Here is a 22,802-nt window from a genome sequence, read left to right as displayed (position 1 = left end):
CCCCTGTGTATTATCGAAACAATTCGCCATTAATTTGTTAATACCCTGTCATTTCCAAATAACCCTCGCCAAGCGGTTCGCCGCTGGCGCGGTCGTTGACCACCACTTCACCTTCCCAGTAGGGCACGCTGGTGGTCATCCAGCGGTTGGCGTGGGGCGCTTCGATGTTGATGTCGATCCCTACTGACGGTATTTCCAGCCGCCATTGGGTGGGCACATTGCGACCGGCGACAGCCGACGTTGCCAGCGGCGTTAGGGTAATGTCATCTGATGCTAAGGGGGTGGCGTCGCCTTGGGGAGTAATCCAGGTGCCGGAGCGGTAGTCGGCGTTTTGAGCGGAGCCACCACGTAGTTGAAACGCCATCAGCTTGTGGCCGTCATTAAGGTGAATCGAGAACCAGTCCCAGCCTGATTGGCGGGCATCAAGCAGTTGGCTGCTCCACTCACGATCCAGCCAGCCGCGTCCGCTAACGGTTTTTGTCTCGCCGTTAATGGTGACTTCGCCGTTTATCCGCCAGAAGGGCTGACTGTAGTACATGGAGCCCTGGCCATTGGCGGCTTTCTGGCTAAAACCCTGTTCGCCGTGAAGCACCAGCGGCCCCTCTGCAGTCAGTTCTAAACGGTAGCCAAAACGCGATGCACCCTCGCCGCTGTAGGCGGTTAGTGTAAGGTGATTAAAATCGCTGCTATCGGCTTCTTCGTTAGCTTTAAGCTGCCAGTCATCCAGCCAGGCATGAAAGGGGCTAATCATTACGCCTGCTTGGCTGTCCTGGGGAGTGTTCAATGAGGCCTGTGAATGGCTGCGCCCGAAACGTTCGGCCACCTGGTGTTGCTTGCCCTGGGAGATCGCCATATGGGCCATCCACAGTTGATCGGCTGCCCAAGGAGTAGGCGCGGGGCGTTCGCTGGGTGGCATCAGCGCCTGGCGAAATAGCGTCCACTGCAGGCCGACGGGCTCTCCTGCGGTATCTTCAAGGTTGGCGGTGATATACCACCATTCAATGCGGTAGTCCGGGTGGGCGGCGTGCTCTTGTGGAAAACTGAGCGGCTGATTAGGCTCGGCATGCCTAAAACCATCGGCGTCTTGTTCTAAACCGGCAAAGCCTGTGCTGTTGGTTTCGGTTTGATTCTCTTCGCTACAGCCGAAAAGTGTCAGCGCCACAGTGGCTATCAGTAGAAGACGCAAGGTTAGTCGAAGCCTTAAGCTCATTGATTGGCCTCTTCTGCTAGTAAGGCCCGCGGTGAGGCGCGCCAGAAACGCAGCGTGGGCAGGGCTGCTGCCAGGAGTGCCACACCAACGGCGGTGGCCAGAGTAACGGCCATTTCCCCAGGAAATAGATAGAGCGGTAGTCGCCAGCCGAAGGCGGCCACATTAATAATCGCCACTAATCCCCAGGTAATCGCGATACCCAGTGGAATGGCCAGCAGGCCGGTGGCTAATGCGGCACCGCTCAGTTGTGCCAGATTTAATTGTGCCAGCTGTGCTCGGGGAACGCCCAGCGCCCATAGCGGCGCTAACTGTTGGCGTCGGCTGCGTGCCTGGGTCAGCAGGCTGGCGAGCAGCGCTAGTGCCGCTACCGCTAGGGTTAATGCATTGAGCGCGCGGGTAATGGTAAAGGTACGCTCAAAAATCTCGGTGGCAATACGCTTGATCTCGCGTTGATCGCTCAGCGCATCGCTACCGAGGTCAAAGCGTTCGAGCAGGGCAGTACGCAGGGCATCAACATTGGCATCGTCACTCAGCACTAACCCTATGGAGCTAGGCGGCGCATCAAAACGCGCGGCTAGCTGGGGCGATGCCATTAGCACCTGCCCGCTGGGGTTGCCGTAGTCGGGATAAATAGCGGCGATGGTCAGCGTTTCATTGGCGCCAGGCGCGTTCAGCGTCAGGCGATCACCGGGGGAGAGGTTCTCTGCAGTGGCAAGTTGCTCGTTAATAAAAATCGCGCCATCACTAAAGGCTACCCAGGCGGATGAGCGGTCTTGTTGGGTTGCCAGCAGCGGCCAGTGCGGAGTGAGTGATTCGCCAGGGGTAATGCCGTAAAGCTCGATAGGCGTGCCTAAAGAGCGGCTACCTTCCGGCGTTGTAGCGGCCTGTAGTGTTGCATCGCTGCGCCGTGTGAGCAGGCGCTCGAAGACCTCTGGGCGATCAGCCAGCCAAGCATCAATATCCGCATATTGCTCGGCGGGGGCATTCAAGTAGAGCGGGGCGACCAAGCGCTGATCGAGCCAGTCTAAAAACGTAAGGCGAAAGCCGCCGACCATGCTACCGACCCCCAGATTGGTCGCCAGGGCGATAAGTAGTGCCATCATGGCCAGTGACAGCCTAGGTAGCTGAAGCTGCATATCCGCCAGTGCCCAGTGAATAAGTGGGCGCCGCCGGGCGAGGTACGTCAGCGCTTTTAGTAGCAGTGCTAAAAAGGGCGGCAGCCACAGGGCGCTAGCCAGAAGTAACGCCGCTACCAGCGTAAAGCCTGTCACTAATCCATCGCCAGGGGGCTGAAAGCGAAGCCAAACATACAATGCTAGCGCAACGCCCATCGCGAAAGCGCCGCCGATGCTCATTAGCGATAATTGGCGGCGGTAACCGCTACGCCAGGCCTGCATCTGACCTAACTCCAACATGTTTAAGCGGGCCGCGCGCCATAGCACGCCGCTGCCTGCCAGCAGTAGTCCGCCAAGGCTAACCGCCAGCCCACCGACCCAGTAATGCCAGGGCAGGTTGAGCTCTTGCCCGATGCCTGCGCCATAAAGTGAGCCCAGGGTTGCCGCGACATCGGGCAGTAACAAACGTGCCAGCCATACGCCGCTGGCAATACCGGCAAGCGCTCCGATTAGGCCGAGCAGGAGCAGCTCTAAGCTGAGCGCTAGCACTAAACTGCGCCCTGATACACCCAGCACTCGCAGGGTGCGCAGCATGCCCAGGCGTTGCTCCAACGCTAGGCCTAGCGCTGCTTGAACGATGAATAGCCCCACGACCCAGGCAAGTAGCCCCAGTGCGGTAAGGTTCAGGTGAAAGCTTTCGGTCAGTTGACCAGGGGAGGCAAGCGTGGTGGCGCGGGTGAGCGTTAATCCCGGTGGCGCTTCAGTGAGTGCCCCCGGGGCGGCCACGATGCGCGTAAGCTGGTCACCGCTTTCAAGCAACCGCGCTGCGGCGGCAATATCCATGATCAGCGTGTCCGGCGGTAGTGCTGGCGCTAAAACGAGCGGCGGGAGTGTTTTCCCATCTGCCAAGGTCGGGGTGGCAGCCGATGCATTTTCGCGCGCTATCTCCAGGGCTGCCAGGGCGTCAGGCGCTACGCGTGTTTGCCACGGGGGCGTTAGAAAGTCGCTTAACGACGCGGAGGTGTTGGCTTGAGCCAGCGCGTTATCGCTGGAAAGGGTCAGTGGGTCAATGCCGATCAGGGTTAGCCGGGTACCATCTTGGGTAACGACTTCACCCTCTAGCATGGGCGAAACGGGCAAGCCTGCTTGGCGCAGGGCGTGATACTCGGCACGACTGAATGGCGTGCCATCGCGCCGCTCAAGTTGATCCAGCTGGGTGTCAAACAGCGCATCGGCGCGGGCGTAGCTGTCTCGCGCGGTAGCGTTGATCGCTTGGATACCACTCCATAGGGCACTAGCCACCCATAGGCCGAGCAGCAGCATAATCAGTTGGCCGGGGTGGCGCCGGTAGTGGCTAAATAGCGTGGATAGCACCCGGATCATGGTGCTGCGTCTAGTAGACGGCCGTGGGTCAGGCGTAGGCAACGGTCAAGCGGTGCCGCCACTTGGGGGCTGTGGGTGACAATGAGCAGGGCGCACTGAGTTTCGTGAACCAGGCTCAATAGCAGTTCAAGCACTTCGCCTGCGGTGGTTTCATCCAAATTGCCCGTGGGTTCATCGGCAAGCAGCAGAGGTGGGCGCGGCGCCAGAGCACGACCAATAGCTAAGCGCTGCTGCTGCCCACCAGAGAGCTGCTCCGGGTAACGTGTTTCCATGCCACTCAGCCCAAGCCGCTCAATTAAGTGGTCTGTCCAGTCGGCATCGTCGCGATTGGCTAAGCGCGCCTGTAAGCGCAGATTGTCGATGACCGTTAAGCTGGGCACCAAGTGGAATTGCTGGAAGACTAAACCCAGTTGCTCGCGGCGTAGCTTGGCCCGTGTGGGCTCAGGTAGAGACGCGACATTCTGGTTTTCGAAGCTAACTGTTCCTTGGTCGGGAAGATCTAAACCGGCGGCAAGATGCAGTAGGGTGGATTTGCCGCTCCCAGATTCTCCCATTAGCGCCAGGCTTTCTCCTGCCGCGAGACGAAGGGAGACATCGTTGAGCACGTTCAGCGGCCCTTGTGGCGTCGTGTAGGTTTTATGTACCTGATGAAATTCCAGCATGGCTGCCTTTGTTGTCCATTAAGGTAGAGGCTAGTTGATGCTAGTTTGGAGCCCCTGGTGCACCGCGCTCCCCATATACTGCTATTCCACCCCTGCCCGTGCGTTTAATGAAATACATACTTTTATCCGCGGCATCAATAAGCTCGCCCGCATCGCCAAATCCGCCGTCGTTCAGGCAGGCAATGCCAATCGAAACGGAGACATAGATAGGGTGCGGGTCGTTGTGAGCCATGGGCGTTTTTTCTAAACGCTGGGCAATACGTTTGGCGAATACTTGAGCTGCCTGGGCATCTTCATCTGGCAAAATGACCAGGAACTCTTCGCCTCCCCAGCGCCCCGCAAGATCGCCTTCACGAATAAGCGACTGCAGCGTTTTGCCGAATTTTTGCAGCACGTTGTCGCCCATTTGGTGGCCGTATTGATCGTTGAGCTGCTTAAAGTGGTCAAGGTCAATAAATACCACTGACATGATGCGAGACTGTTCCTGGCACAAGACAAAGCGCTTATGCATCTGCTCTTCAAGCCAGGATCGGTTGGCAAGACCGGTGAGCATATCGGTTCGTGAACGCTCTTCTAACTCTTCTTGTCGTTGACGCAGGGAGGCGAGCTCTACTTGTTGCGTTTCAAAGCGCGCTTTGAGCTGTAACGTCTGTTGAAACAACAGCTGTTGGGCCTCGGCAAGCAACGATTCGTTATCCTGCAAAGGGGGGGCCGTCATTTGCAGCATGTCCGCCAGCGCTGGCAACTGTTCCTGAATATTCTCTAACAAAAGCCGTAATGAGATCGCATGGGCACCCTGGTAGGTTTCAAACTCTCGTATTACGGCGACGAGCGACTGCGCAGGATGTGAAGAGAGCCAGGCGTCGGCGATGGGCCCAGACAGCTGAATGCAAAGCCTATCGGCGGCGGTAATGTCGTACTCATTGTGGCTATCGCAGATACGCTGAGCGAGCGGTGTTGGAACACCCCATTTGGCAGCAAGCCAAGCACCTACTTGAGAGTGATCGCAGCCAAAAAGGCGCTGTTCCGACTCGGATAACTGTCGATGAGAGAGTGCGGCTTCAGCATACAACTCATGGCTCTCTTTAGGGTATGTTGCCCTTAAAGCCATGATGCCAATGTCTTGTAGTAAGGCGGCAGTGAAAACGGGCCCCGCCATGTCCGGGCAAAGCTGTATGGCAAGGTGTCGTGCTGCTAACGAGGCGATGATAGAGCGCATCCATACCCGCTGGTAATGGGCGTCAATACCTCTGTTTTGAAGCAGGCTGAAGCTCATTACCGCTGCCAGCGTGGTGTCTAACCCCAAACGTGCCGTTGCTTCTTGGCACGCATGTACCTTTATATGACTACGTGAGAAAAAAGCGCTATTGGCAAGGGTAATGATACGCATGCTCAAGGCAGGATCACGCTCGATAGCATTGGCGTAGTCGTTTACCGACGGATGCTCAGTACGTGCCACTTTTAAAACGTTAACGGCGACAGCAGGGAGGGTAGGTAAGTTTGGACACTTGAGTAGATCAGCTATCAAAAATAACGGTAATTCTGTCGTTAAGACCAGGTCTTTCGAATTATCCTTTGCCTGGATGGCCTGCATTATTCTCTCCTTACGCGTATTTAGCTTGCAGCAGCCGTGAGCCATCCATGGCAATTGCCGTATTGGGCAGTATTCAGTCGTTTGTCTCAAACCATTTTAGGTGATTCGTCTGCTAAATACTCGCGTTTGAATGCCGATTTTATTACAGCTCAAAGTTCAAAAAATACGCTAAACCGAGAGGTTATGTAAGATATTTCTCAGAACCAGCTAAGAAGTTGGCTATTAGATGTCCGGCGCGACATGCGACTAAAGGGTATAGCGATGAGCCTTTTTTTATCTCAATTCAACTACCATACTAGTCATATCAGCTTCTGGCGCTAATCGTCTCGGGCTTCTCTAATTAGGATCAGGTGCAATGCACACGACATTACAAACGCTCTGGCAGGGAACCCACGAAGGGGAATCGGTTCGCCAACGGCTATTTCATGTGCTGAGGCAGTCGATTATTCAGATGGTACTGGCGCCGGGGCAGGCGCTATCGGAAAAGGAGCTTGCCGACACTTTTTCGGTGAGCCGTCAGCCAGTGCGGGAAGCTTTCATAAGGCTCTCAGAGTCAGGCTTGGTGGAAGTTCGCCCTCAAAGGGGAACCTATGTTGTACGCATTTCGCGCCAAGCGGTGCTAGAGGCACGATTTATTCGTGAGTCGCTTGAGGTGTCAATCGTACGCGAAGCCACCAAGCAACCCCTTCAGTCTGGCGTGCTAATGGAGCTTAACGAGCTTATTGATCGACAGCGTAGCTGCATCGAGCGACAAGACCATGACCGCTTCTTCTTTCTTGATGAAATGTTTCATCGCACCTTGGCATTGGCTACGGGACAAACCATGGCGTGGAATGTGATTGAAGACGTCAAAGCACAATTAGACAGAGTACGGTATTTGAGTATTCCTGATTCTACGCCTATTCCGAAATTGGCCGATCAGCATCAGGCCATCGTGGATGCGATATCTGCTGGAGATACTGAAGCGGCAGTTCAGGCAATGAGTATTCATCAATGTGAAATACTCCACTCTCTGCCTGAATTAGAGCATCGCTTTCCGGAGCTGTTTGAAGGTGTGAGCATGAATGTTCATGCGCTAACTATATAAAACCCACTAATGAGTACAACAACGCTGCACAAGTTGCATGAAGTAGATCCAGCCAGAACTGGCTGGTGAATTATCAACAATAAATAGATGTCTTTAGGAGCCCTACATGAAACTCACAAAATTACTGCCTGCTGTTGCATTGGTTGTCGCAAGCCATTCGGCTCACGCTGCTTACCAGCTTAATGTCTCAATTGCGTTGAGTCCTCAGGATCCCATTGCTCAGGCGATGGAGAGCGCTAAAGAGGCGATTGATGAGCGCTCAGAGGGAGAGCTGACCATTCAGATTTTCCCAAACAGCCAGCTTGGTTCTGACGAAGACGTGATCGAACAAATTCGTAGTGGTGCCAATATCGCGATCTTAGTCGATGCGGGGCGTTTATCAGAGTATCAACCTGAGTTGGGTATCTTAAGTGCCCCTTATTTAGTTGAAGACTATCGTGACTATGACCAAATCACAACATCTCCGCTTTACCTTGATTGGGTCGAAAGTATGGCAGAAACCAGTGGTTTACGATTACTCAATTATAACTGGTTTCAAGGGTCACGGCAGATGCTGACTCAAAATGAAGTGAAGACACCTGATGATTTGAGTGGTGTGCGTGTGCGGACTATCAACTCACCAGTATGGGTGAAAACCGTCGAAGCGATGGGCGCTACTCCAACACCGCTGCCTTGGTCAGAAGTTTACTCAGCGCTACAGCTAGGGTCGATCGACGGGGCTGAAGCACAACTAACCGCCGCTGAAGGCCAAAATCTGCATGAAGTTATTACTCATGTGGCACTAACAAACCATATTCATTTGATGACCGGTATTGCGACTTCTGAACAGTGGTATCAAGCATTACCTGATGAGCTGCGCTCTATTCTTGATGAAGAACTGCTAAAAGCTGGCGAAGCTGCTAGTCAAGCAACCGCAGCGGCTCAAGCCTCAGTGCGCGCGCGGATGGTAGCGGAGGGCGTTACGTTTTCTCAAGTGGATATGGGCGTATTCAGAGATCGAATGGGCAGCGTTTATGAAGAGCTAGGTTACAACCAGTATCGTGATCAATTGCTTTCTTCAGAGTGAGTCTCAGCCTTTGCCCATTAGGGCAAGGGCTTCTCTTTTTTCCTCTTTGCTATTACTTAACTGTCCGGATGCCCGTATAGGGCGAGGAATGCTGTATGTGGCATTGGTACGATAAAGGTGAGGAGTGGCTGGCTATTATGCTACTCGGTGGTACCTCTCTCACCATGTTAGTTAGCTCAACGGCTAGGGCAATAGGAAATCCTTTTGCAGGGGGCGCTGAGCTTGCACAATTTTTGTTTATTTGGACTGCTGTATTAGGGGCTGATATTACCCTGCGCCAGGGAGGCCAGGTGCGAATTGATGCCCTTGTCATTCGTTTACCTCTTAAGTTACAGCTCATGATTACCAGCCTATGTGTTGGGATGATGATGCTCTTTCTGGCTCTTTTAATCTGGTATGGCTTCGTTCTAGCAGCTTCAAACTGGCAGCGTCCCATGGGAGTGGCAGGACTTAGTTATGGGTATATCACTCTGGCACTTCCTGTCGGGGCATTGTTAATGATGCTTTCACTGGTACGCCGCTTGTTCGCTAAGGGCGTCATCGGGAGTTTGGTTGTTGACGATGATGACATTGTGGAGGAGGCGCTATGACGGCAGCTCTGTTATTAGGATTCGGTCTGCTTCTCATGGCGATAGGTATGCCCGTTGCCTTTGCTATTGGAATTGCGGGTTTCTCCTATTTCTTATTGCCAGAAACATTTTTACCGACAAGCATTGCCGTCCAGCGCATTGTATCTTCGACGCAATCATTTCCACTATTAGCTGTGCCGTTGTTTATTTTCATCGGCCATTTAATGAACGCCAGCGGTATTACCCCCCGTTTGGTTCACCTTTCTACTCTATTAGCAGGATGGATGAGCGGTGGTTTAGCCCAGGCAAGTATCGTGTTGAGCACCTTAATGGGCGGGGTTTCCGGTTCTGCCGTGGCGGATGCCGCAATGCAATCCAGGGTGCTGGGAAAAAGCATGATCAAGGGAGGCTATTCAGCGGGGTTTACTGGGGCGGTGCTCTCTATTGGGGGGCTGATTACTGCGACCATTCCACCGAGTATCGGTTTGATCCTTTACGGCTATCTTGGCGAAGTTTCGATAGGGCGGCTATTTATCGCAGGCCTCGTGCCGGGCTTCTTGCTAATGGTGGCGCTGATGCTGACCACTTACATCATGGCTAAAAGACGGGGCTATCAGCCAGTAAGGGAGCGGTTGCCCACCGGCCGTGAAGTGCTTAAGGCCCTACGTGGCAGTATCTGGGCAATTCTCTTCCCCGTATGGCTCTTGGTGGGTATTCGCTATGGACTTTTTACCCCCTCCGAAGCAGGTGCTTTTGCGGTTGCTTATGCCTTGTTGGTGGGCTGCGTAATACACCGAGAAATGGGTATTAAAGAGATACTTAATGCCATGCGTGCCAGCGTAAGAGATATTGGCATGATAATGCTGATTATTATGTTCTCAGGCATTATTGGTTATGTCGTCTCTTTCGAAAGGGTGCCGCAAACAATAGCAGAGCTAACACTTGGCGTATTCTCTAGTCATATAACACTGTTGCTGGCAGTTTCCGTAATACTTGTTTTTCTAGGTATGTTGTTAGAAGCCACGGTTGTTGTCATGTTGTTAACCCCTATCTTGGTGCCCGTTATTAAAGCCGCAGGTGTTGATCCTGTTCATTTTGGGCTGTTAATGATGACGCTGGTTACGTTCGGTGGCATGACACCTCCTGTGGGTATTTCAATGTATACCGTGTGCGGAATATTACGATGCTCTTTTTATGAGTATAGCCGTGAGTTACTGCCTTTTGCCTTTGCTGTATTTGTGGTTGTGCTGGGCATTCTCTTCTTCCCCAATGTAGTGCTGTTTTTGCCTAATTTACTACTGGGCTAAATCTACCTATGACACTCTCATAATGAAGGAGCGATGATGAAGTTTAATGATAATGTTGAGTTCATGGGCAAAGACTTTCTGTTAGAAAATGAAGCAGCCCGACGGCTTTATCATGAGCACGCAGCGATCATGCCAATTTGCGATTATCACTCGCACTTAGATCCAGTCGAAATAGCTCATAATACCCAGTTCGATAATTTAACCCAGCTATGGCTAAAAGGGGATCACTATAAATGGCGTGCAATGCGCTGCGCGGGTGTTGCTGAGCAGCGTATAACCGGAGATGTCAGTGACCGAGAACGCTTTCAAGCATGGGCTGAAACCGTACCCGACTGCTTAGGCAATCCACTCTATCATTGGACGCATCTTGAGCTTAAGAAGCCGTTAGGGATCGACAATATTCTCCTCTCTGCACAGACAGCTGAGGAGATATGGCACCTATCTAAACAGCGGCTAGCAACTCCACAGCTTAGTGCTCAAGGGATTTTGGAGCGCTTTAACGTGCGTACTATTTGTACCACGGATGATCCTGTGGATAGCTTGGAAACCCATCAACGGCACGCGAAGGCGAACGCTGGGCCGACTATGCTGCCGACATTTCGAGCTGATGCGGTTCTCAAAATAGAACAGCCAGCGTTTGTCGATTATCTCGCTACGCTCGAAGTTGCCAGTGGCGTGACGATACAGCGTTTCGATGATTTGCTGGCTGCTCTGTACCAGCGTCTCGAACATTTCGAAAGTTTAGGTTGCTGCCTTTCCGACCATAGCCTTGAGAAGCCCGTTTTTGTTGAGCCTCCTGCAGCTTATGAGCTGGATCGGATACTCGACCGCAGAAAGCGCGGAAATGAACTGAGTAGTGATGATGTGCACGGCTTTACCACAGCGGTGCTGCTATGGCTCGGCAAGGAGTATGCACGCCGGGGCTGGGTCATGCAGCTTCACATTGGCGCTTTGCGCGATTTAAGCCAGCGGGGGCGTCGTGACATAGGCGCTAACAGTGGTTTCGATGCGATTGGCGATATCACCTACGCAGAACCTTTAGCGGCGCTGTTGGATGCGCTGGATAGCCAGCATCAACTGCCGCGCACCGTGCTTTATAACCTTAACCCGCGGGATAACGAAATGCTCGCTGGGCTGGCCGGTTCCTTTCAAGGTGATGGAATCCCCGGAAAAGTGCAGTTTGGAGCCGCATGGTGGTTTAACGACCAGCGTGATGGCATGGAACGCCAGCTAACTACCCAGATGCAGTTTGGTTTGCTGCGCCACTTTGTGGGCATGCTGACTGATTCTCGTAGCCTTCTATCGTTTTCTCGTCATGAGTATTTTCGGCGTATTTTTTGCCAAATGCTGGGGACTCAAATGACCCGCGGCGAGTTACCCAACGATATTGACCGAGTTGGCGAGCTGGTTCGTGCGGTGTGCTACCACAATGTGCAGCGCTACCTATTTGAGCGTTAACTTCTTTTTACTTCTTGTGATGGATTTACCATGATCATTAGCGATGCATATTTAATCGTAACGTCCCCAGGCCGCAACTTTGTCACGCTGAAAATTGTTACCGAATCAGGAGTGTATGGGATCGGCGATGCCACATTAAATGGCCGCGAGCTGTCGGTGGTCGCCTACCTGGAAGAACATGTGTTACCAACATTAATTGGTCGCGATGCTAGCCGCATTGAAGATATCTGGCACTTTCTGTATCGCGGCGCTTACTGGCGGCGTGGGCCAGTAACGATGACGGCTATTGCAGCAGTGGACGTAGCCCTATGGGACATCAAAGCAAAGCTTGCGGGCATGCCGCTTTACCAGCTGTTGGGTGGTAAGAGTCGCGATCGGGTGATGGTCTACGGTCATGCGACAGGGCGTGATATTGAAGCATGCCTAGAAGAGGTCGCCCGCCATGTGGATGAAGGCTACAGAGCGGTACGCGTTCAAGCTGGTGTGCCAGGCATTGCCAGCATCTATGGTGTCGCCAAAAAAGAGGGTGAGCCCTATGAACCTGCAGATTCTGATTTGCCCGCAGAGCATGTGTGGAGTACCAGCAAATACTTGAATCATGTACCCAAGCTGTTTGCTGCCGTGCGTGAACGTTTTGGTGATGATTTACACGTGCTACATGATGTTCATCACCGCCTGACGCCCATCGAGGCTGCTCGTTTAGGCAAAGAAGTTGAGCCCTACCATCTCTTTTGGCTTGAAGACTGCGTACCGGCTGAAAATCAGGAGGCGTTTGGTCTTATCCGCCAGCACACCACCACGCCGCTGGCCGTAGGTGAAGTCTTTAACAGCCTGTTTGACGCCAAAGCGTTGATCGAGAATCAGTGGATTGACTATATACGCGCCACTTTAACCCACGCCGGGGGGATCACCCACGTACGGCGCATTGCCGATTTGGCGGGTCTTTACCACGTGCGTACCGGCTTCCACGGGCCAACGGATCTTTCGCCGGTTTGCTTGGGGGCGGCGATTCACTTTGACACCTGGGTACCCAACTTCGGCATCCAGGAGTATATGCCGCATACCAGCGCCACTGACGAGGTATTCCCCCACGATTATCGCTTTGAGGACGGGCATTTCATCGTTGGTGAAAAGCCGGGGCATGGTGTTGATATCGATGAACAGTTAGCCAAGCAATACCCCTATAAGCGTGCCAGCCTGCCGGTGAACCGACTGGAAGACGGTACCCTGTGGCACTGGTAAGGAGAGTTTCGTCAATGAAAGCATTTCAGGTCAAAGCGCCACACGACTACCAAGTGGCTGATGTTGAAGTTCCTGAGGTTGCCAGCGGGGAGGTGCTTGTTCGAGTGGCCTTCGCCGGTATCTGCGGCTCGGATATGCATATTATCCATGGCGACAACGCCTTTGTGCGCTTTCCGCGTATCACTGGTCATGAGTTCGCCGGAGTAGTGGAAGCGGTAGGGGAAGGGGTGGCTGACGTAGTTGCTGGGGATCGCGTGTGTATTGACCCGGTCATCAGTTGCGGCACCTGCTACCCATGCCGCATTGGGCGCCCCAACGTGTGCAGTTCGCTTGAAGTGATTGGCGTGCACCGTAATGGTGGTTTTGAAGAGTTTGTCGCCGTTCCTGCCGCTAATGTGCATCACTTACCCGACCATATTGGCCTAGACGCCGCTGCCTTGGTTGAGCCCTACACCATTGCGGCTAATGTGCTTGACCGTATGCAGCCACACCCCGGCGACCGGCTAATGATTTTGGGCGCGGGCGTGATCGGCATGACGATTCTGCAGATGGCTTTGGCCAAGGGTATCGAAGAGGTCATTGTTACGGACGTTATAAAGGAACGACTTGCCGTCGCGAAACAGCTTGGTGCCACGCAGGTATTTAATAGCCGCGAGCAGGATGTGGAAAAAGAGGTGCTTGCCTTAACCCAGGGGGAAGGCGTACCGCTGATTGCCGATGCGGCCTGCGTGCCAGCGCTGTTACCGCAAATGCTGCGTTTAGCGTCGCCAGCAGGGCGCATTGGTCTACTGGGCTTTAGCGTTCAGCCCAGCGAGCTAGTGCAGTTAGAGGTGATTAAGAAAGAGCTGACCCTGGTCGGGTCGCGGCTCAACAACCGTAAGTTTCCGGAGGTGCTTGAGTTAATGGCAAGTGGGCAGTTGGATCCGTTGGCGTTAGTTAGCCATCGGTTGCCGCTAAGCGACATGCCCAGCGCCATTGACATGCTTGATCACCGGCCAGAAGAGGCCCGTAAGGTACTGATTCAAATCAGTGCTTGAGGGGTGCTACTCCAACCCACGCCAACCCACGCGAAATTAATAGCTGCAATAAACAACTAACAACACCCGTGTGCAGGAGAAAGACAATGATCAAACAACTTATCACCAGCGCTGTTATTGGGGCCGCCATGCTAGGTAGCCACTCATTAATGGCGGCAGATTTCACCCTGCGTTTTGGCCATTTAGCCAATGAGCAGAATATTTGGCACCAGGCCGCCGAGAAGTTCAAAGAGGAGGTCGAAGCAAACTCTGACGGGCAGATTGAAGTACGCCTCTACCCCAGTGAGCAGCTTGGCAACGAAATGGACGTGATCAACAGTATCCAGCTTGGCACGGCGGATATGACCATTACCGGTGAAAGCTTACAGAACTGGGCGCCGAAAGCTGCGATGATGGCGGTACCCTACGCTTTCCGTGACGCTGAGCATCTGCATGCCGCCGTTAACGGAGAAATCGGTGCTGAGATTGAAGCGCAAATCACGGAGCGCACTAACTTGGTTCCCTTGGCATGGTTTGAGCGAGGCCCACGTGAGTTGACCTCCAATCGCCCTATCCGCACGCCTGATGAGCTTGATGGGCTGCGTCTTCGCGTGCCTAACGTGCCGCTGTTTGTCGATACATGGCAAGCAATGGGCGCACGGCCTACCCCAATGGCGTTTAGCGAAGTGTTCACTGCGCTGCAGCAAAACACCCTGGAAGGTCAAGAGAACCCGCTTAGTCTGATCGAAAGTGCCAGCTTTAATGAGGTGCAGGACTACGTCAACATGACCGGCCATGTGCGCAGCTGGATCTACGTGGTGATTGGCCGTAACCAGTTGGAAAGTATGCCGGAAGAACTTCAGCAAGTGGTGCGAGACGCTGCTCAAACGATGCAGGAGTATCAAGCCGAGCTTTTCGTTGATGATCAAGCACGTCTTGAGCAAGCGCTACAGGAGCGTGGCATGGAGTTCGTGGAAGTCGACGTTGATGCGTTCGCAGAGAAAGCTCGCCCCGCCGTGCTTGAGGCCTTAACCGAAGAGCAGCGTGAACTCTTTGACGCTATCCAAGACCTGTAGGCTTGGATTTGTGGTCAATTGATAATGACGATGGGCTGGCCGTGCGCCAGTCCATTTTCTAACGATACAAGCAGCTTGCCCATGAGGATACGGTTATGAACTCGGATCACAAAGCGCTTGAACAGCAAGCGTTGGAGAGTCTGGATTCAATGTCGGTGGTGCCTAAATTTAAAGGCCCCATTGGGCGCGTCATTGGCTGGGTGGACACGTGCTTTCTGACGTTGGCTGTTACGGCGCTGATTGCGATTGCCGCCACGGTACTGCTGCAAATTTGTTCACGGCTATTTTTGCCGTTTTCGATAGCCTGGACCGAAGAACTCTCGCGCTATCTGTTTATTTATATGGTGGCACTATCTGTTGGTGTGGTGCTGCGACAGAACCGAAACATCAGCGTTGAGCTTTTCCATCATCTACTGGGGCCGCGCATACAGGCAGCCTTTCAAGTGTTGATCTGTGCGCTGATTGGCCTGTTTGCCTTTTTGGTGCTGCCTTACGCTTGGCAGTATGCGCAAAACGGCGCTTGGCAAACCTCGCCCACGCTGCATGTTCCCATGCTGTATATCTTTTTCTCAACGGTAGTCACCTTTGCGCTTCTCCTGGTTTATAGCTTGCTGGGGTGTCTTGAGGGAATTATCGCAATGTGTCGCTCCTCTGCCTCCCTTCCGGAGTCGTAAGCATGGAAGTTATTATCCTCTTTAGCGTTTTCTTGGTTTTGCTATTGGTGGGAATGCCCATTGCGTTTGCGCTGGGGTTAGCCTCGCTCTCTTATCTGCTGCTTGAAGGCATTTCATTAACCATCGTGCCGCAGCGCATGTATGCGGGTATCGACACCTTCGTGCTGCTGTGTATTCCCGGCTTTGTGCTGGCCGGCAATTTAATGAACGTGGGCAATATCACTGATCATATTGTGCGTTTTTCCAATGCTCTGTTAGGCCACATTCGCGGCGGTCTTGGCTTGGCCAATGTGGCAGGGTCGATGATTTTCGGTGGTATCTCCGGCACGGCGGTTGCAGATTCAGCCAGCATCGGTTCGGTGATGATTCCCGGTATGGCTCGCTCAGGCTATGACAAGCCGTTTGCTGCTGCGGTGACCGCCGCCTCGTCAACCGTTGGGCCGATTATACCGCCCAGCGTACCCATGATCATTGCCGGTTCGCTCAGCGGGATTTCGGTCGGACGGATGTTCCTGGCAGGTGCCGTACCGGGGCTTCTAATGGGCCTCGCCATGATGATTACGGTGTATATCCTGGCCGTTCGGCGTGGATATCCCAAAGAGCAGCGGGTACCGTTTTTGCAGCTGCTGCGCGAAGCCAAAACGGCCTTCTGGGCACTGCTGATGACCGTGATTATTCTCTACGGCATTATTGGCGGGTTCTTTACCCCTACCGAAGCTTCTATTGTGGCTTGCCTCTATGCCTTGGTCGTCGGCATGTATGTGTATAAAGGCCTGTCGTGGAAAAAGCTTCCGGCGATTTTGTCAGACACCGTATTAACCTCTTCGGCACTACTGCTGATGGTGGGGTTAGCCAACCTGTTTGGCTGGATACTCACCAGTGAGCAGATCCCTCAGATGATAGCCTCACTGATTCTCTCCATTAGCGATAACCCGCTCATTGTCTTACTCATCCTTAACCTGATTCTTTTGTTTGTTGGCGCTTTTATGGAGACCATTGCCGCGCTGATTATTCTTTTCCCGGCCTTGGTGGGAGTCGCCACTGGCGTGGGTGTCGATCCGGTTCACTTTGCGGTAATCGCGGTGTTGAACCTGATGATTGGGCTGACAACCCCGCCGGTGGGGGTCTGCCTATTCGTGGTAGCGGGGATTGGCAAGCTACCTATGTTGACGGTGGCAAAAGCCATCGTGCCTTTTTTACTGTGCAACTTGGCGGTACTGTTGTTGGTGACCTATGTCCCCGCGATTTCGCTTTGGTTGCCTAACTTGCTGATGGGAGAGTAGTTGATGATGGCTCCAAAGCTTATTGAAGCAAAGCCAAGAAGTGGTCGGATCGGGATTGTCCATCTGGGGTTAGGCGCTTTTCACCGCGCCCACCAAGCGGTCTATTTAGAACGTTATCGTCAACGCAGTGGCGATGGTGAGTGGGGCGTCTGTAGCGCGAATTTGCGCTCTAGCGTTGGTTTAGTCGACGGCTTACGTGCGGCAGGGCAGCGCTATCATGTAGCGGAGTACGCCGACAGTGAGAACATTACGCTGCGGGAAATTGGTGTGATTGAAGAGTCCCTTTTCTCGGGCCGTGATGGCGCGGACGAAGGTATGGATAGCTGGGGCCGAGACCGAGAGGCGCTACTGGCGCGAATGGCCTCTGCGGATACCCGTATCGTGACGTTGACGGTGACTGAGAAGGGCTACTTTTTAAACCCCGCCAGCGGTGAATTAAACGCCGATGACCCGATGATCATCGGTGATATTGCCTCGCCCCAACAGCCGCGGACGGCCCCCGGATTATTGGTAGAAGCGTTGGCCCAGCGGCGTGAGGCTGGCATTGCCCCCTTTACCGTGCTCTCTTGCGACAATATGCCAGATAACGGTAAGCGGACACGCCAGGCGGTGGTGCAACTGGCCGAGCATCGTGACGCAGAACTGGCCAGTTGGATTGCCAGTGAAGTAGCGTTTCCCTGCAGCATGGTGGATCGCATCGTCCCCGCGATGACCGACGCCGACTTTGAGCGCTTAGCGGCATTGGGTGTTTCCGATCCAAACGCCGTGGTATGCGAAGCGTTCACGCAGTGGGTGGTTGAAGATAACTTCCCTCAGGGGCGACCCGGCTGGGAAGCTGAGGGGGTGGAGATGGTGGCAGATGTGGCACCGTTTGAAACCATGAAGCTGCGCATGCTCAATGGCAGCCACTCCTTGCTTGCCTATCTTGGCGCGCTTGCAGGTATCGAAACGGTTTATGACGGCATCAATCACGTCGAGCTTCGGGCGCTGTTGCGCCGATATATGCTTGAAGAAGCGGCACCTACACTTGAGATGCCCGAGGGAATCGATTTAGACGCTTATGCTGACTCGCTGCTGGCACGCTTTGCCAATGACAGTTTGCGTCATCGTCTGCAGCAGATCGCTATGGATGGTAGCCAAAAGCTTCCACAGCGCTGGCTTTCCGGCGCGCTGGAACGTAGTGCTGCTGGTCAAACTTCGCCCTGCGTGGCGCTGGGAGTGGCGGCCTGGATTCGCTATACCGCGGGTCAAGACCTACAAGGAAATAGTTACCCCGTGGATGATCCGCTAGCCAAGCGCTTTGCAGAGCTGCACCAGATGCATGGTAGCGATCCTCGCGCGCTGGTAGCGGCCTATTTAGCCATGGACGATGTGGTGCCAAACGCATTGGCACAAGACGATGCGTTTGCACAGGCGGTGCTGGTGGCATATCAAACACTAACCCAGGGCGGGCTGCGTGAGGCACTAGCGGGCTTATAATCCCGTTAAGTTCAAAACCCCACTGATTGATTCAATCAGTGGGGTTTTTTATTGCGCACTAATGGCTAACGATTAGCGAGGTGCAGCGGGCGCTTCAGCGTTCGTGAGAGTCGGTTCGGGCACTTGCTCCATACGCTTGCGCTCTTGGTCAAGAATTGCCAGTGCCTGGGCAGAAGTCACGCGTGAGGCGGGCGTCACTAGGCTTACAATCACACCCGCTACCAGCGCTACTAGCACAGCGGGGATGCTTGGGTTACCCCAGAAGGCTGTCCAGTCGCTATTGGCAATAATCGTTAAGGAGGTCACCGAGGCGCAAATTAACGTGGCGATGGCACCCTGCCAGTTATAACGTGACCAGAAACGGCCCAGCATGGCACTCACAAACAGCCCTGACAGAATCGTCGAGATCATGCGGGTGATGTAAGTGATGACATTGTCTGAGGCCAGCGCGAACAGCAGCGCCAGACCAATGGTTGCCACTAGCGCAATACGCGAGAAGCGCACTACATTTCGCGCTGAGGGCGTGCGGCCCGTTGCCAGCACATATAGATCGCGAATCAGCGTGGAAACACCGGCAATGGCATCGGAGCTCGCGCTAGACATCGTAGCGGAAAGACCCGCTACCAATAGCAGTAGTCCTAATCCTAGGGGCATAATTTCAGTGGCCAGGAAAGGGAAGGCGAAGTTGCTATTTTCAAGCCCAGGGTTAAGGGCGTGGGTGGCCATACCAATAATCGCGGGAATGATCGAAAAGCCCAGGTAAAGAACACCGGTGATTAAAAACGAGCGGCGTACCGATTTGACTGATTTGCCTGAATAGATGCGCTGACGAAAGGAGGGCGTAGCAAGCACGCCAATGGCAATGACGGCAGCCAGTGACAGCGCTGGCAGCGCACCAATTTGACCAATACCTAGAAAGCTAGTGGCCCCCGCATCCATACCTGCTGTTAGGCCTGAGAAGCCGCCAACCTCGATCAGTGCCAATATTGCCATTAAGATAAAACCAGCGAACAGCACGACTGCTTGAATGGTGTCAGTCCAGATAACCGCAAAATACCCTCCCACCACGCAGTAAATGCCGAAGCCTAACGCCACCAGAATACGTGCGGTGGTTAGATCGATATCCGCCATCCAGGAAAGGTAGAGACCACCGCCAAGAATATGTGCTCCCAGCCAGCCTATACAGGCAATATAGATAAGTAGCGCGACCACATTACGTACCAGCCGATTCGCACCGACGTAATAGGCGAGTTCCTCACTCATGGTCATAAAGCGAAGTTTACGTATGGGAGCAAAACAGACCGCGAGCAGTAGAATACCCACGGCGCCTCCAAGCCCGTATAAGGCACCCGCCCAGCCGTTGGCGTAACCGAACCCAACGGCGCCCATGCTGGAGCCGGTGCCCACCATGGTCGCCACTGTAGTACCCACGGTAAGGAATAGCGGCACGCTTCGCCCACCGAGTAGGAAGTCGTCGCCGTTGCCCCGTTTGTGTCTTGAAATCCACCAGCCAAACACAAGCATGGCGACAATGTAGAGCACGAAGGTAATAAGGAATAGTTGGCTGTTCATGTTAACCTCTTATCGTTGTTTATCCGGCCGTTGCCGCGGCCGAAGGTAGGCAATGGAAGCGATTACCGCGGGGCTTTTTATCCTAATCACGCGGTAATCTGGCGCTGCGCCCTTGCCGGGGTGCGGCGCTTTTTTTTGGGTACTTAAAGCTGGGTGTCTAGACGCGATCAGCGCGGAAGCACTTCACGTCAACCTCGACTTTGCAATCCACCACCAGGTCTTGAACGCTGCAGATGCGTGCTGGTGGGTTGTCGCCAAAGACCTCCTTAAACACCTTGTTGAACGAGGTGAAATAGCGCGCATCGGTGAGCACGGTGGTGACATGCACGACGTCTTCAACGCCGAAACCTGCTTCTTGCATAATGGCCAGGCAGTTATCGAAGGCGAGGCGGGTCTGCTCAACAATGCCGCCTTCAACGACTTCGCCGTCGGTCATGGGTGTTTGTCCGGAGACGTATAGCCAGCCACCTGCCTCTACGGCGCGGGCAAAGGGCAGTTTCTGACCGCCGGTGCCTACGCCGCCTTCCGTGCCGTATCGAGTAATGCTCATGATGTTTGCTCCTTGTTGGGTTGAAAGGTGGGGATCGATTGAGAAATGCGCTCTGTTCTGCGCAGCATCCGGCCAGCGCGTTGGTCTGAAATTGCGCCTTGGTGATAGGCGATTTTGCCGTTCACTATGACCATTTCGATGCCTTTAGCGGCCGCGATGGGGGTCTCGTAATTGGCCGTATCTTCAAGCATCGTCAAATCAAAAAGGGTGAGGTCTGCGTAGGCGCCTATGCGGATCACGCCGCGATCCGTTAAACCGAAATTGGCTGCCGAAAGACTGGTCATCTTGCGTACCGCTTCGGCCAGTGGCATTAGCTTTAAATCGCGGCTGTAGTGGGCCAGCACACGCGGAAAGGCTCCCCAAAGGCGCGGGTGGGGGTGCGGGTCGTTCGGTAATCCATCGGAACCCACCATGGAGAGCGGATGCGCTAACACTTGCTGCATATCCGCTTCACTCATGTTGTGGTAAACCGCCCCCGCCGGCTGTAGCTGCTTGGCCGCATCTAACAGTGATACCCCCCATTCGGCGGCGATCTCTTTTAACGGGCGACGTGCCTGCTCAGGGTGCGGTGTCGACCAGGTAATGGTGATCTCGATTTCGTCTGTGACCTGGCCCAGATCGAGAGTGGAGGAGCCCGCGGTGTAGGGGTAGCAGTCGCAGTGGGCATGCTGGTGCTGGGCGGCAGACTCCAATTTACCCAGCGCTTTACCAGCGCCTCCCCAATTGCCCGCGCCTGCGCATTTAAGGTGCGAAATTACCAGCGGCACTTGACCATCACGAGCGGTGGCAAACGCTTCCTCCATGGCACCCAGCAGGCCCGCAAACTCATCTCGAAGATGGGTGGTATATACGCCGCCTGATTGGCCAACGGCTGCCACCAGTGGGGCCATCTCGGCGGTCGGCGCGTGTATCGCGTTACGATAGGCAAGCCCTGAGCTAAGCCCTAATGCACCTTCATCCAGCGCTTGGCTTAGCAACACTTCCATTTGTGCAATTTCTTCAGCAGTGGCAGGGCGGGCGAAGCTGTCCATCACCTGGCTGCGCAGACTCGTATGCCCCACCAAAGCGGCGACGTTGATACTTGGTGCGGCAGCGTCTACGGCGTTGGCATAGGCGCTGAAGCTTGGGTAGCTAAAGTCCTCTAGCTTGCCCAGTAAATTCATGGGGTCGGGTACTTCGCGAGTGAGTGTCACGGGGCTCGCACTGATCCCACAGTTACCCACCACCACCGTCGTTACTCCTTGTGTCAGTTTCGGCAGCATCTCTGGGGTACGAATCACATTGGTATCATCGTGAGTGTGGACATCGATAAAACCAGGGGCCAGATAGCGATCTTGGGCGTCAATAATGGTGGTGGCGGTGGCGTAAGGCATGTCACCGATGGCGCAGATACGCTCGCCTTGTATAGCCACATCGGCACGAAAATGGGCTGCGCCGGAGCCATCCAGTACGTTGGTGTTACGAATCAGCAGGTCGTAAACCATCCTAATCTCCTAATGGCTGGCGGTTGTCGCCACCGCGATGATCATCCAGGCTAAGCTTGAGACGACGCAATTTAGTCCGCGAGCGTTCGCGATGGCGCATGGCAAGTTCAAGCGCTAACACATCGATGACCGCCAGCATGGCGTAGCGGGAAGCTGAAGGGTGATAGATGAAGTCGGTTTCCCGAGAGGTAATCGGGAGCACAATGTCGGATGTATCGGCTAGAGGAGAATTCAGGGCGGTGATGGCAATCACTTTTGCGCCGTACTGCTTTGCAATCTGTGCTGACTCGACCATTTCTGGGGTGTAGCCAGTGACTGATAGCACGACAACAACATCATCTGGCTCTAGGGTCGACGCCACCATACGAGGCAGCAGTGCTTGAGGGTAAGCACAGATCGCATAGCCAAGGCGTACCAGGCGAAACTGAAGTTCTTGGGAGAGAATGCTGGAACCACCACCGGCGCCAAACACCAGTATCTGGCGCGCTGTATCTAACTGTTCAACCGCCCCGGCCACATCGGCTTGGGCGAGTAAGTCGCGGTTAAGCGCGAGTGTTTGCGTGGCAATGTCATACACCACGCTTGAGCTGTCTTCAGGCGTTGCTTCTTGAATAAAGCGACGACCAGCGGCTAAGGCGCGGGTTAAGCGTGTTTTTAAGTCGCGCACGTTTGTGCAGCCGATAGCGCGGGCAAATCGGGTGACGCTGGCATCACTTACCCCGGCGCGCTGGGCAATGTCACCGATGCTTGCTTCGGTGACAAACTCGATGTCAGCAAATATCAGCTCGGCGACTTTTTTTTCAGCTTCACGCAGGGCAGCAAAGTCAGTGGTAATACGTGACAAGATGTCGATTTCCTGGCTCACCGTGGACTCCTAATGGTTGCCTGATTTAAAAAGTATGTTAGTTTCTAACCTTAAGTCAATAGTTGTGAAAGTATCTAACATAGATGCTTTATTAAAAAAGAGGATATGGG

The 22,802-nt window shown here is 54.0% G+C and carries 19 protein-coding genes; 11 read left to right on the top strand and 8 right to left on the bottom strand.

Annotated features, from left to right (window positions below):
* Positions 1 to 37 precede the first annotated feature (37 nt).
* From HZS52_RS20010 to HZS52_RS19995, 4 genes are read right to left on the bottom strand one after another with little or no spacing between them, the layout of a single operon-like run.
* Positions 38 to 1,210, bottom strand: coding sequence for a lipocalin-like domain-containing protein (locus HZS52_RS20010; protein WP_190373466.1), 1,173 nt, complete (start codon positions 1,208 to 1,210; stop codon positions 38 to 40).
* Positions 1,207 to 3,708: an ABC transporter permease gene (locus tag HZS52_RS20005; protein WP_190373465.1), complete on the bottom strand. Its 2,502-nt coding sequence runs from the start codon at positions 3,706 to 3,708 to the stop codon at positions 1,207 to 1,209. The genes HZS52_RS20010 and HZS52_RS20005 overlap by 4 nt, the downstream gene beginning before the upstream one ends.
* Positions 3,705 to 4,370 (bottom strand): ABC transporter ATP-binding protein, encoded by a 666-nt coding sequence (locus HZS52_RS20000; RefSeq protein WP_190373464.1) that lies wholly within the window; start codon positions 4,368 to 4,370, stop codon positions 3,705 to 3,707. The genes HZS52_RS20005 and HZS52_RS20000 overlap by 4 nt, the downstream gene beginning before the upstream one ends.
* A gap of 40 nt (positions 4,371 to 4,410) precedes the next feature.
* Complete coding sequence (locus HZS52_RS19995) at positions 4,411 to 5,964, bottom strand: sensor domain-containing diguanylate cyclase (RefSeq protein WP_190373463.1); 1,554 nt, start codon at positions 5,962 to 5,964, stop codon at positions 4,411 to 4,413.
* Between the two features lie 355 nt (positions 5,965 to 6,319).
* Between HZS52_RS19995 and HZS52_RS19990 the strand changes: the two genes are divergently transcribed.
* From HZS52_RS19990 to HZS52_RS19940, 11 genes are all read left to right on the top strand, one after another.
* On the top strand, positions 6,320 to 7,051 hold the full coding sequence (locus HZS52_RS19990; RefSeq protein WP_022524054.1) for a GntR family transcriptional regulator: 732 nt from the start codon (positions 6,320 to 6,322) through the stop codon (positions 7,049 to 7,051).
* A 106-nt stretch (positions 7,052 to 7,157) separates the two neighbouring features.
* On the top strand, positions 7,158 to 8,117 hold the full coding sequence (locus HZS52_RS19985) for a C4-dicarboxylate TRAP transporter substrate-binding protein (protein WP_009287701.1): 960 nt from the start codon (positions 7,158 to 7,160) through the stop codon (positions 8,115 to 8,117).
* Between the two features lie 95 nt (positions 8,118 to 8,212).
* Positions 8,213 to 8,707: a TRAP transporter small permease gene (locus tag HZS52_RS19980; protein WP_022524052.1), complete on the top strand. Its 495-nt coding sequence runs from the start codon at positions 8,213 to 8,215 to the stop codon at positions 8,705 to 8,707.
* On the top strand, positions 8,704 to 9,993 hold the full coding sequence (locus HZS52_RS19975) for a TRAP transporter large permease (RefSeq protein ID WP_022524051.1): 1,290 nt from the start codon (positions 8,704 to 8,706) through the stop codon (positions 9,991 to 9,993). The genes HZS52_RS19980 and HZS52_RS19975 overlap by 4 nt, the downstream gene beginning before the upstream one ends.
* 36 nt (positions 9,994 to 10,029) lie before the next feature.
* Positions 10,030 to 11,451, top strand: coding sequence for a glucuronate isomerase (uxaC, locus tag HZS52_RS19970; RefSeq protein ID WP_223827972.1), 1,422 nt, complete (start codon positions 10,030 to 10,032; stop codon positions 11,449 to 11,451).
* Positions 11,452 to 11,481: 30 nt separating this feature from the next.
* Complete coding sequence (gene manD / locus HZS52_RS19965) at positions 11,482 to 12,693, top strand: D-mannonate dehydratase ManD (RefSeq protein ID WP_041157987.1); 1,212 nt, start codon at positions 11,482 to 11,484, stop codon at positions 12,691 to 12,693.
* Positions 12,694 to 12,707: 14 nt separating this feature from the next.
* On the top strand, positions 12,708 to 13,730 hold the full coding sequence (locus HZS52_RS19960) for a Zn-dependent oxidoreductase (protein WP_190373462.1): 1,023 nt from the start codon (positions 12,708 to 12,710) through the stop codon (positions 13,728 to 13,730).
* Positions 13,731 to 13,816: 86 nt separating this feature from the next.
* The gene (locus tag HZS52_RS19955; protein ID WP_190373461.1) at positions 13,817 to 14,785 is read left to right on the top strand and encodes a TRAP transporter substrate-binding protein; all 969 of its coding nucleotides are present in this window, start codon (positions 13,817 to 13,819) and stop codon (positions 14,783 to 14,785) included.
* Positions 14,786 to 14,880: 95 nt separating this feature from the next.
* Positions 14,881 to 15,459 (top strand): TRAP transporter small permease, encoded by a 579-nt coding sequence (locus tag HZS52_RS19950; protein ID WP_190373460.1) that lies wholly within the window; start codon positions 14,881 to 14,883, stop codon positions 15,457 to 15,459.
* A gap of 2 nt (positions 15,460 to 15,461) precedes the next feature.
* Positions 15,462 to 16,742, top strand: a complete 1,281-nt coding sequence (locus tag HZS52_RS19945) for a TRAP transporter large permease (RefSeq protein ID WP_022524046.1) — start codon at positions 15,462 to 15,464, stop codon at positions 16,740 to 16,742.
* A 3-nt stretch (positions 16,743 to 16,745) separates the two neighbouring features.
* Positions 16,746 to 18,221 (top strand): mannitol dehydrogenase family protein, encoded by a 1,476-nt coding sequence (locus HZS52_RS19940; protein WP_190373459.1) that lies wholly within the window; start codon positions 16,746 to 16,748, stop codon positions 18,219 to 18,221.
* 72 nt (positions 18,222 to 18,293) lie between these two features.
* Here the strand turns inward: HZS52_RS19940 and HZS52_RS19935 are convergent, their stop codons facing one another.
* The 4 genes from HZS52_RS19935 to HZS52_RS19920 all read right to left on the bottom strand — a co-directional run bounded on the left by HZS52_RS19935 (position 18,294) and on the right by HZS52_RS19920 (position 22,692).
* The gene (locus HZS52_RS19935; RefSeq protein ID WP_190373458.1) at positions 18,294 to 19,793 is read right to left on the bottom strand and encodes a sodium:solute symporter family protein; all 1,500 of its coding nucleotides are present in this window, start codon (positions 19,791 to 19,793) and stop codon (positions 18,294 to 18,296) included.
* Between the two features lie 157 nt (positions 19,794 to 19,950).
* A complete protein-coding gene (locus HZS52_RS19930) occupies positions 19,951 to 20,343 on the bottom strand; it encodes a RidA family protein (RefSeq protein WP_022524043.1) in 393 nt (130 codons plus the stop codon).
* The gene (locus HZS52_RS19925; protein WP_190373457.1) at positions 20,340 to 21,827 is read right to left on the bottom strand and encodes an N-acyl-D-amino-acid deacylase family protein; all 1,488 of its coding nucleotides are present in this window, start codon (positions 21,825 to 21,827) and stop codon (positions 20,340 to 20,342) included. Before HZS52_RS19925 ends, HZS52_RS19930 begins: the two co-directional genes overlap by 4 nt.
* A 1-nt stretch (position 21,828) precedes the next feature.
* The gene (locus HZS52_RS19920; protein ID WP_190373456.1) at positions 21,829 to 22,692 is read right to left on the bottom strand and encodes a MurR/RpiR family transcriptional regulator; all 864 of its coding nucleotides are present in this window, start codon (positions 22,690 to 22,692) and stop codon (positions 21,829 to 21,831) included.
* Positions 22,693 to 22,802 lie beyond the last annotated feature (110 nt).

This window comes from Vreelandella titanicae (assembly GCF_014697095.1).
GTDB classification, from domain to species: domain Bacteria; phylum Pseudomonadota; class Gammaproteobacteria; order Pseudomonadales; family Halomonadaceae; genus Vreelandella; species Vreelandella titanicae.
This window is presented reverse-complemented; position numbering and strand designations above follow the sequence as displayed.

What these genes read in the sequence shown, in the direction of transcription:
- HZS52_RS20010 (WP_190373466.1), bottom strand. Translation starts at nt 1,210, where the DNA reads ATGAGCTTAAGGCTTCGACTAACCTTGCGTCTTCTACTGATAGCCACT.
- HZS52_RS20005 (WP_190373465.1), bottom strand. Translation starts at nt 3,708, where the DNA reads ATGATCCGGGTGCTATCCACGCTATTTAGCCACTACCGGCGCCACCCC.
- HZS52_RS20000 (WP_190373464.1), bottom strand. Translation starts at nt 4,370, where the DNA reads ATGCTGGAATTTCATCAGGTACATAAAACCTACACGACGCCACAAGGG.
- HZS52_RS19995 (WP_190373463.1), bottom strand. Translation starts at nt 5,964, where the DNA reads ATGCAGGCCATCCAGGCAAAGGATAATTCGAAAGACCTGGTCTTAACG.
- HZS52_RS19990 (WP_022524054.1), top strand. Translation starts at nt 6,320, where the DNA reads ATGCACACGACATTACAAACGCTCTGGCAGGGAACCCACGAAGGGGAA.
- HZS52_RS19985 (WP_009287701.1), top strand. Translation starts at nt 7,158, where the DNA reads ATGAAACTCACAAAATTACTGCCTGCTGTTGCATTGGTTGTCGCAAGC.
- HZS52_RS19980 (WP_022524052.1), top strand. Translation starts at nt 8,213, where the DNA reads ATGTGGCATTGGTACGATAAAGGTGAGGAGTGGCTGGCTATTATGCTA.
- HZS52_RS19975 (WP_022524051.1), top strand. Translation starts at nt 8,704, where the DNA reads ATGACGGCAGCTCTGTTATTAGGATTCGGTCTGCTTCTCATGGCGATA.
- uxaC (WP_223827972.1), top strand. Translation starts at nt 10,030, where the DNA reads ATGAAGTTTAATGATAATGTTGAGTTCATGGGCAAAGACTTTCTGTTA.
- manD (WP_041157987.1), top strand. Translation starts at nt 11,482, where the DNA reads ATGATCATTAGCGATGCATATTTAATCGTAACGTCCCCAGGCCGCAAC.
- HZS52_RS19960 (WP_190373462.1), top strand. Translation starts at nt 12,708, where the DNA reads ATGAAAGCATTTCAGGTCAAAGCGCCACACGACTACCAAGTGGCTGAT.
- HZS52_RS19955 (WP_190373461.1), top strand. Translation starts at nt 13,817, where the DNA reads ATGATCAAACAACTTATCACCAGCGCTGTTATTGGGGCCGCCATGCTA.
- HZS52_RS19950 (WP_190373460.1), top strand. Translation starts at nt 14,881, where the DNA reads ATGAACTCGGATCACAAAGCGCTTGAACAGCAAGCGTTGGAGAGTCTG.
- HZS52_RS19945 (WP_022524046.1), top strand. Translation starts at nt 15,462, where the DNA reads ATGGAAGTTATTATCCTCTTTAGCGTTTTCTTGGTTTTGCTATTGGTG.
- HZS52_RS19940 (WP_190373459.1), top strand. Translation starts at nt 16,746, where the DNA reads ATGATGGCTCCAAAGCTTATTGAAGCAAAGCCAAGAAGTGGTCGGATC.
- HZS52_RS19935 (WP_190373458.1), bottom strand. Translation starts at nt 19,793, where the DNA reads ATGAACAGCCAACTATTCCTTATTACCTTCGTGCTCTACATTGTCGCC.
- HZS52_RS19930 (WP_022524043.1), bottom strand. Translation starts at nt 20,343, where the DNA reads ATGAGCATTACTCGATACGGCACGGAAGGCGGCGTAGGCACCGGCGGT.
- HZS52_RS19925 (WP_190373457.1), bottom strand. Translation starts at nt 21,827, where the DNA reads ATGGTTTACGACCTGCTGATTCGTAACACCAACGTACTGGATGGCTCC.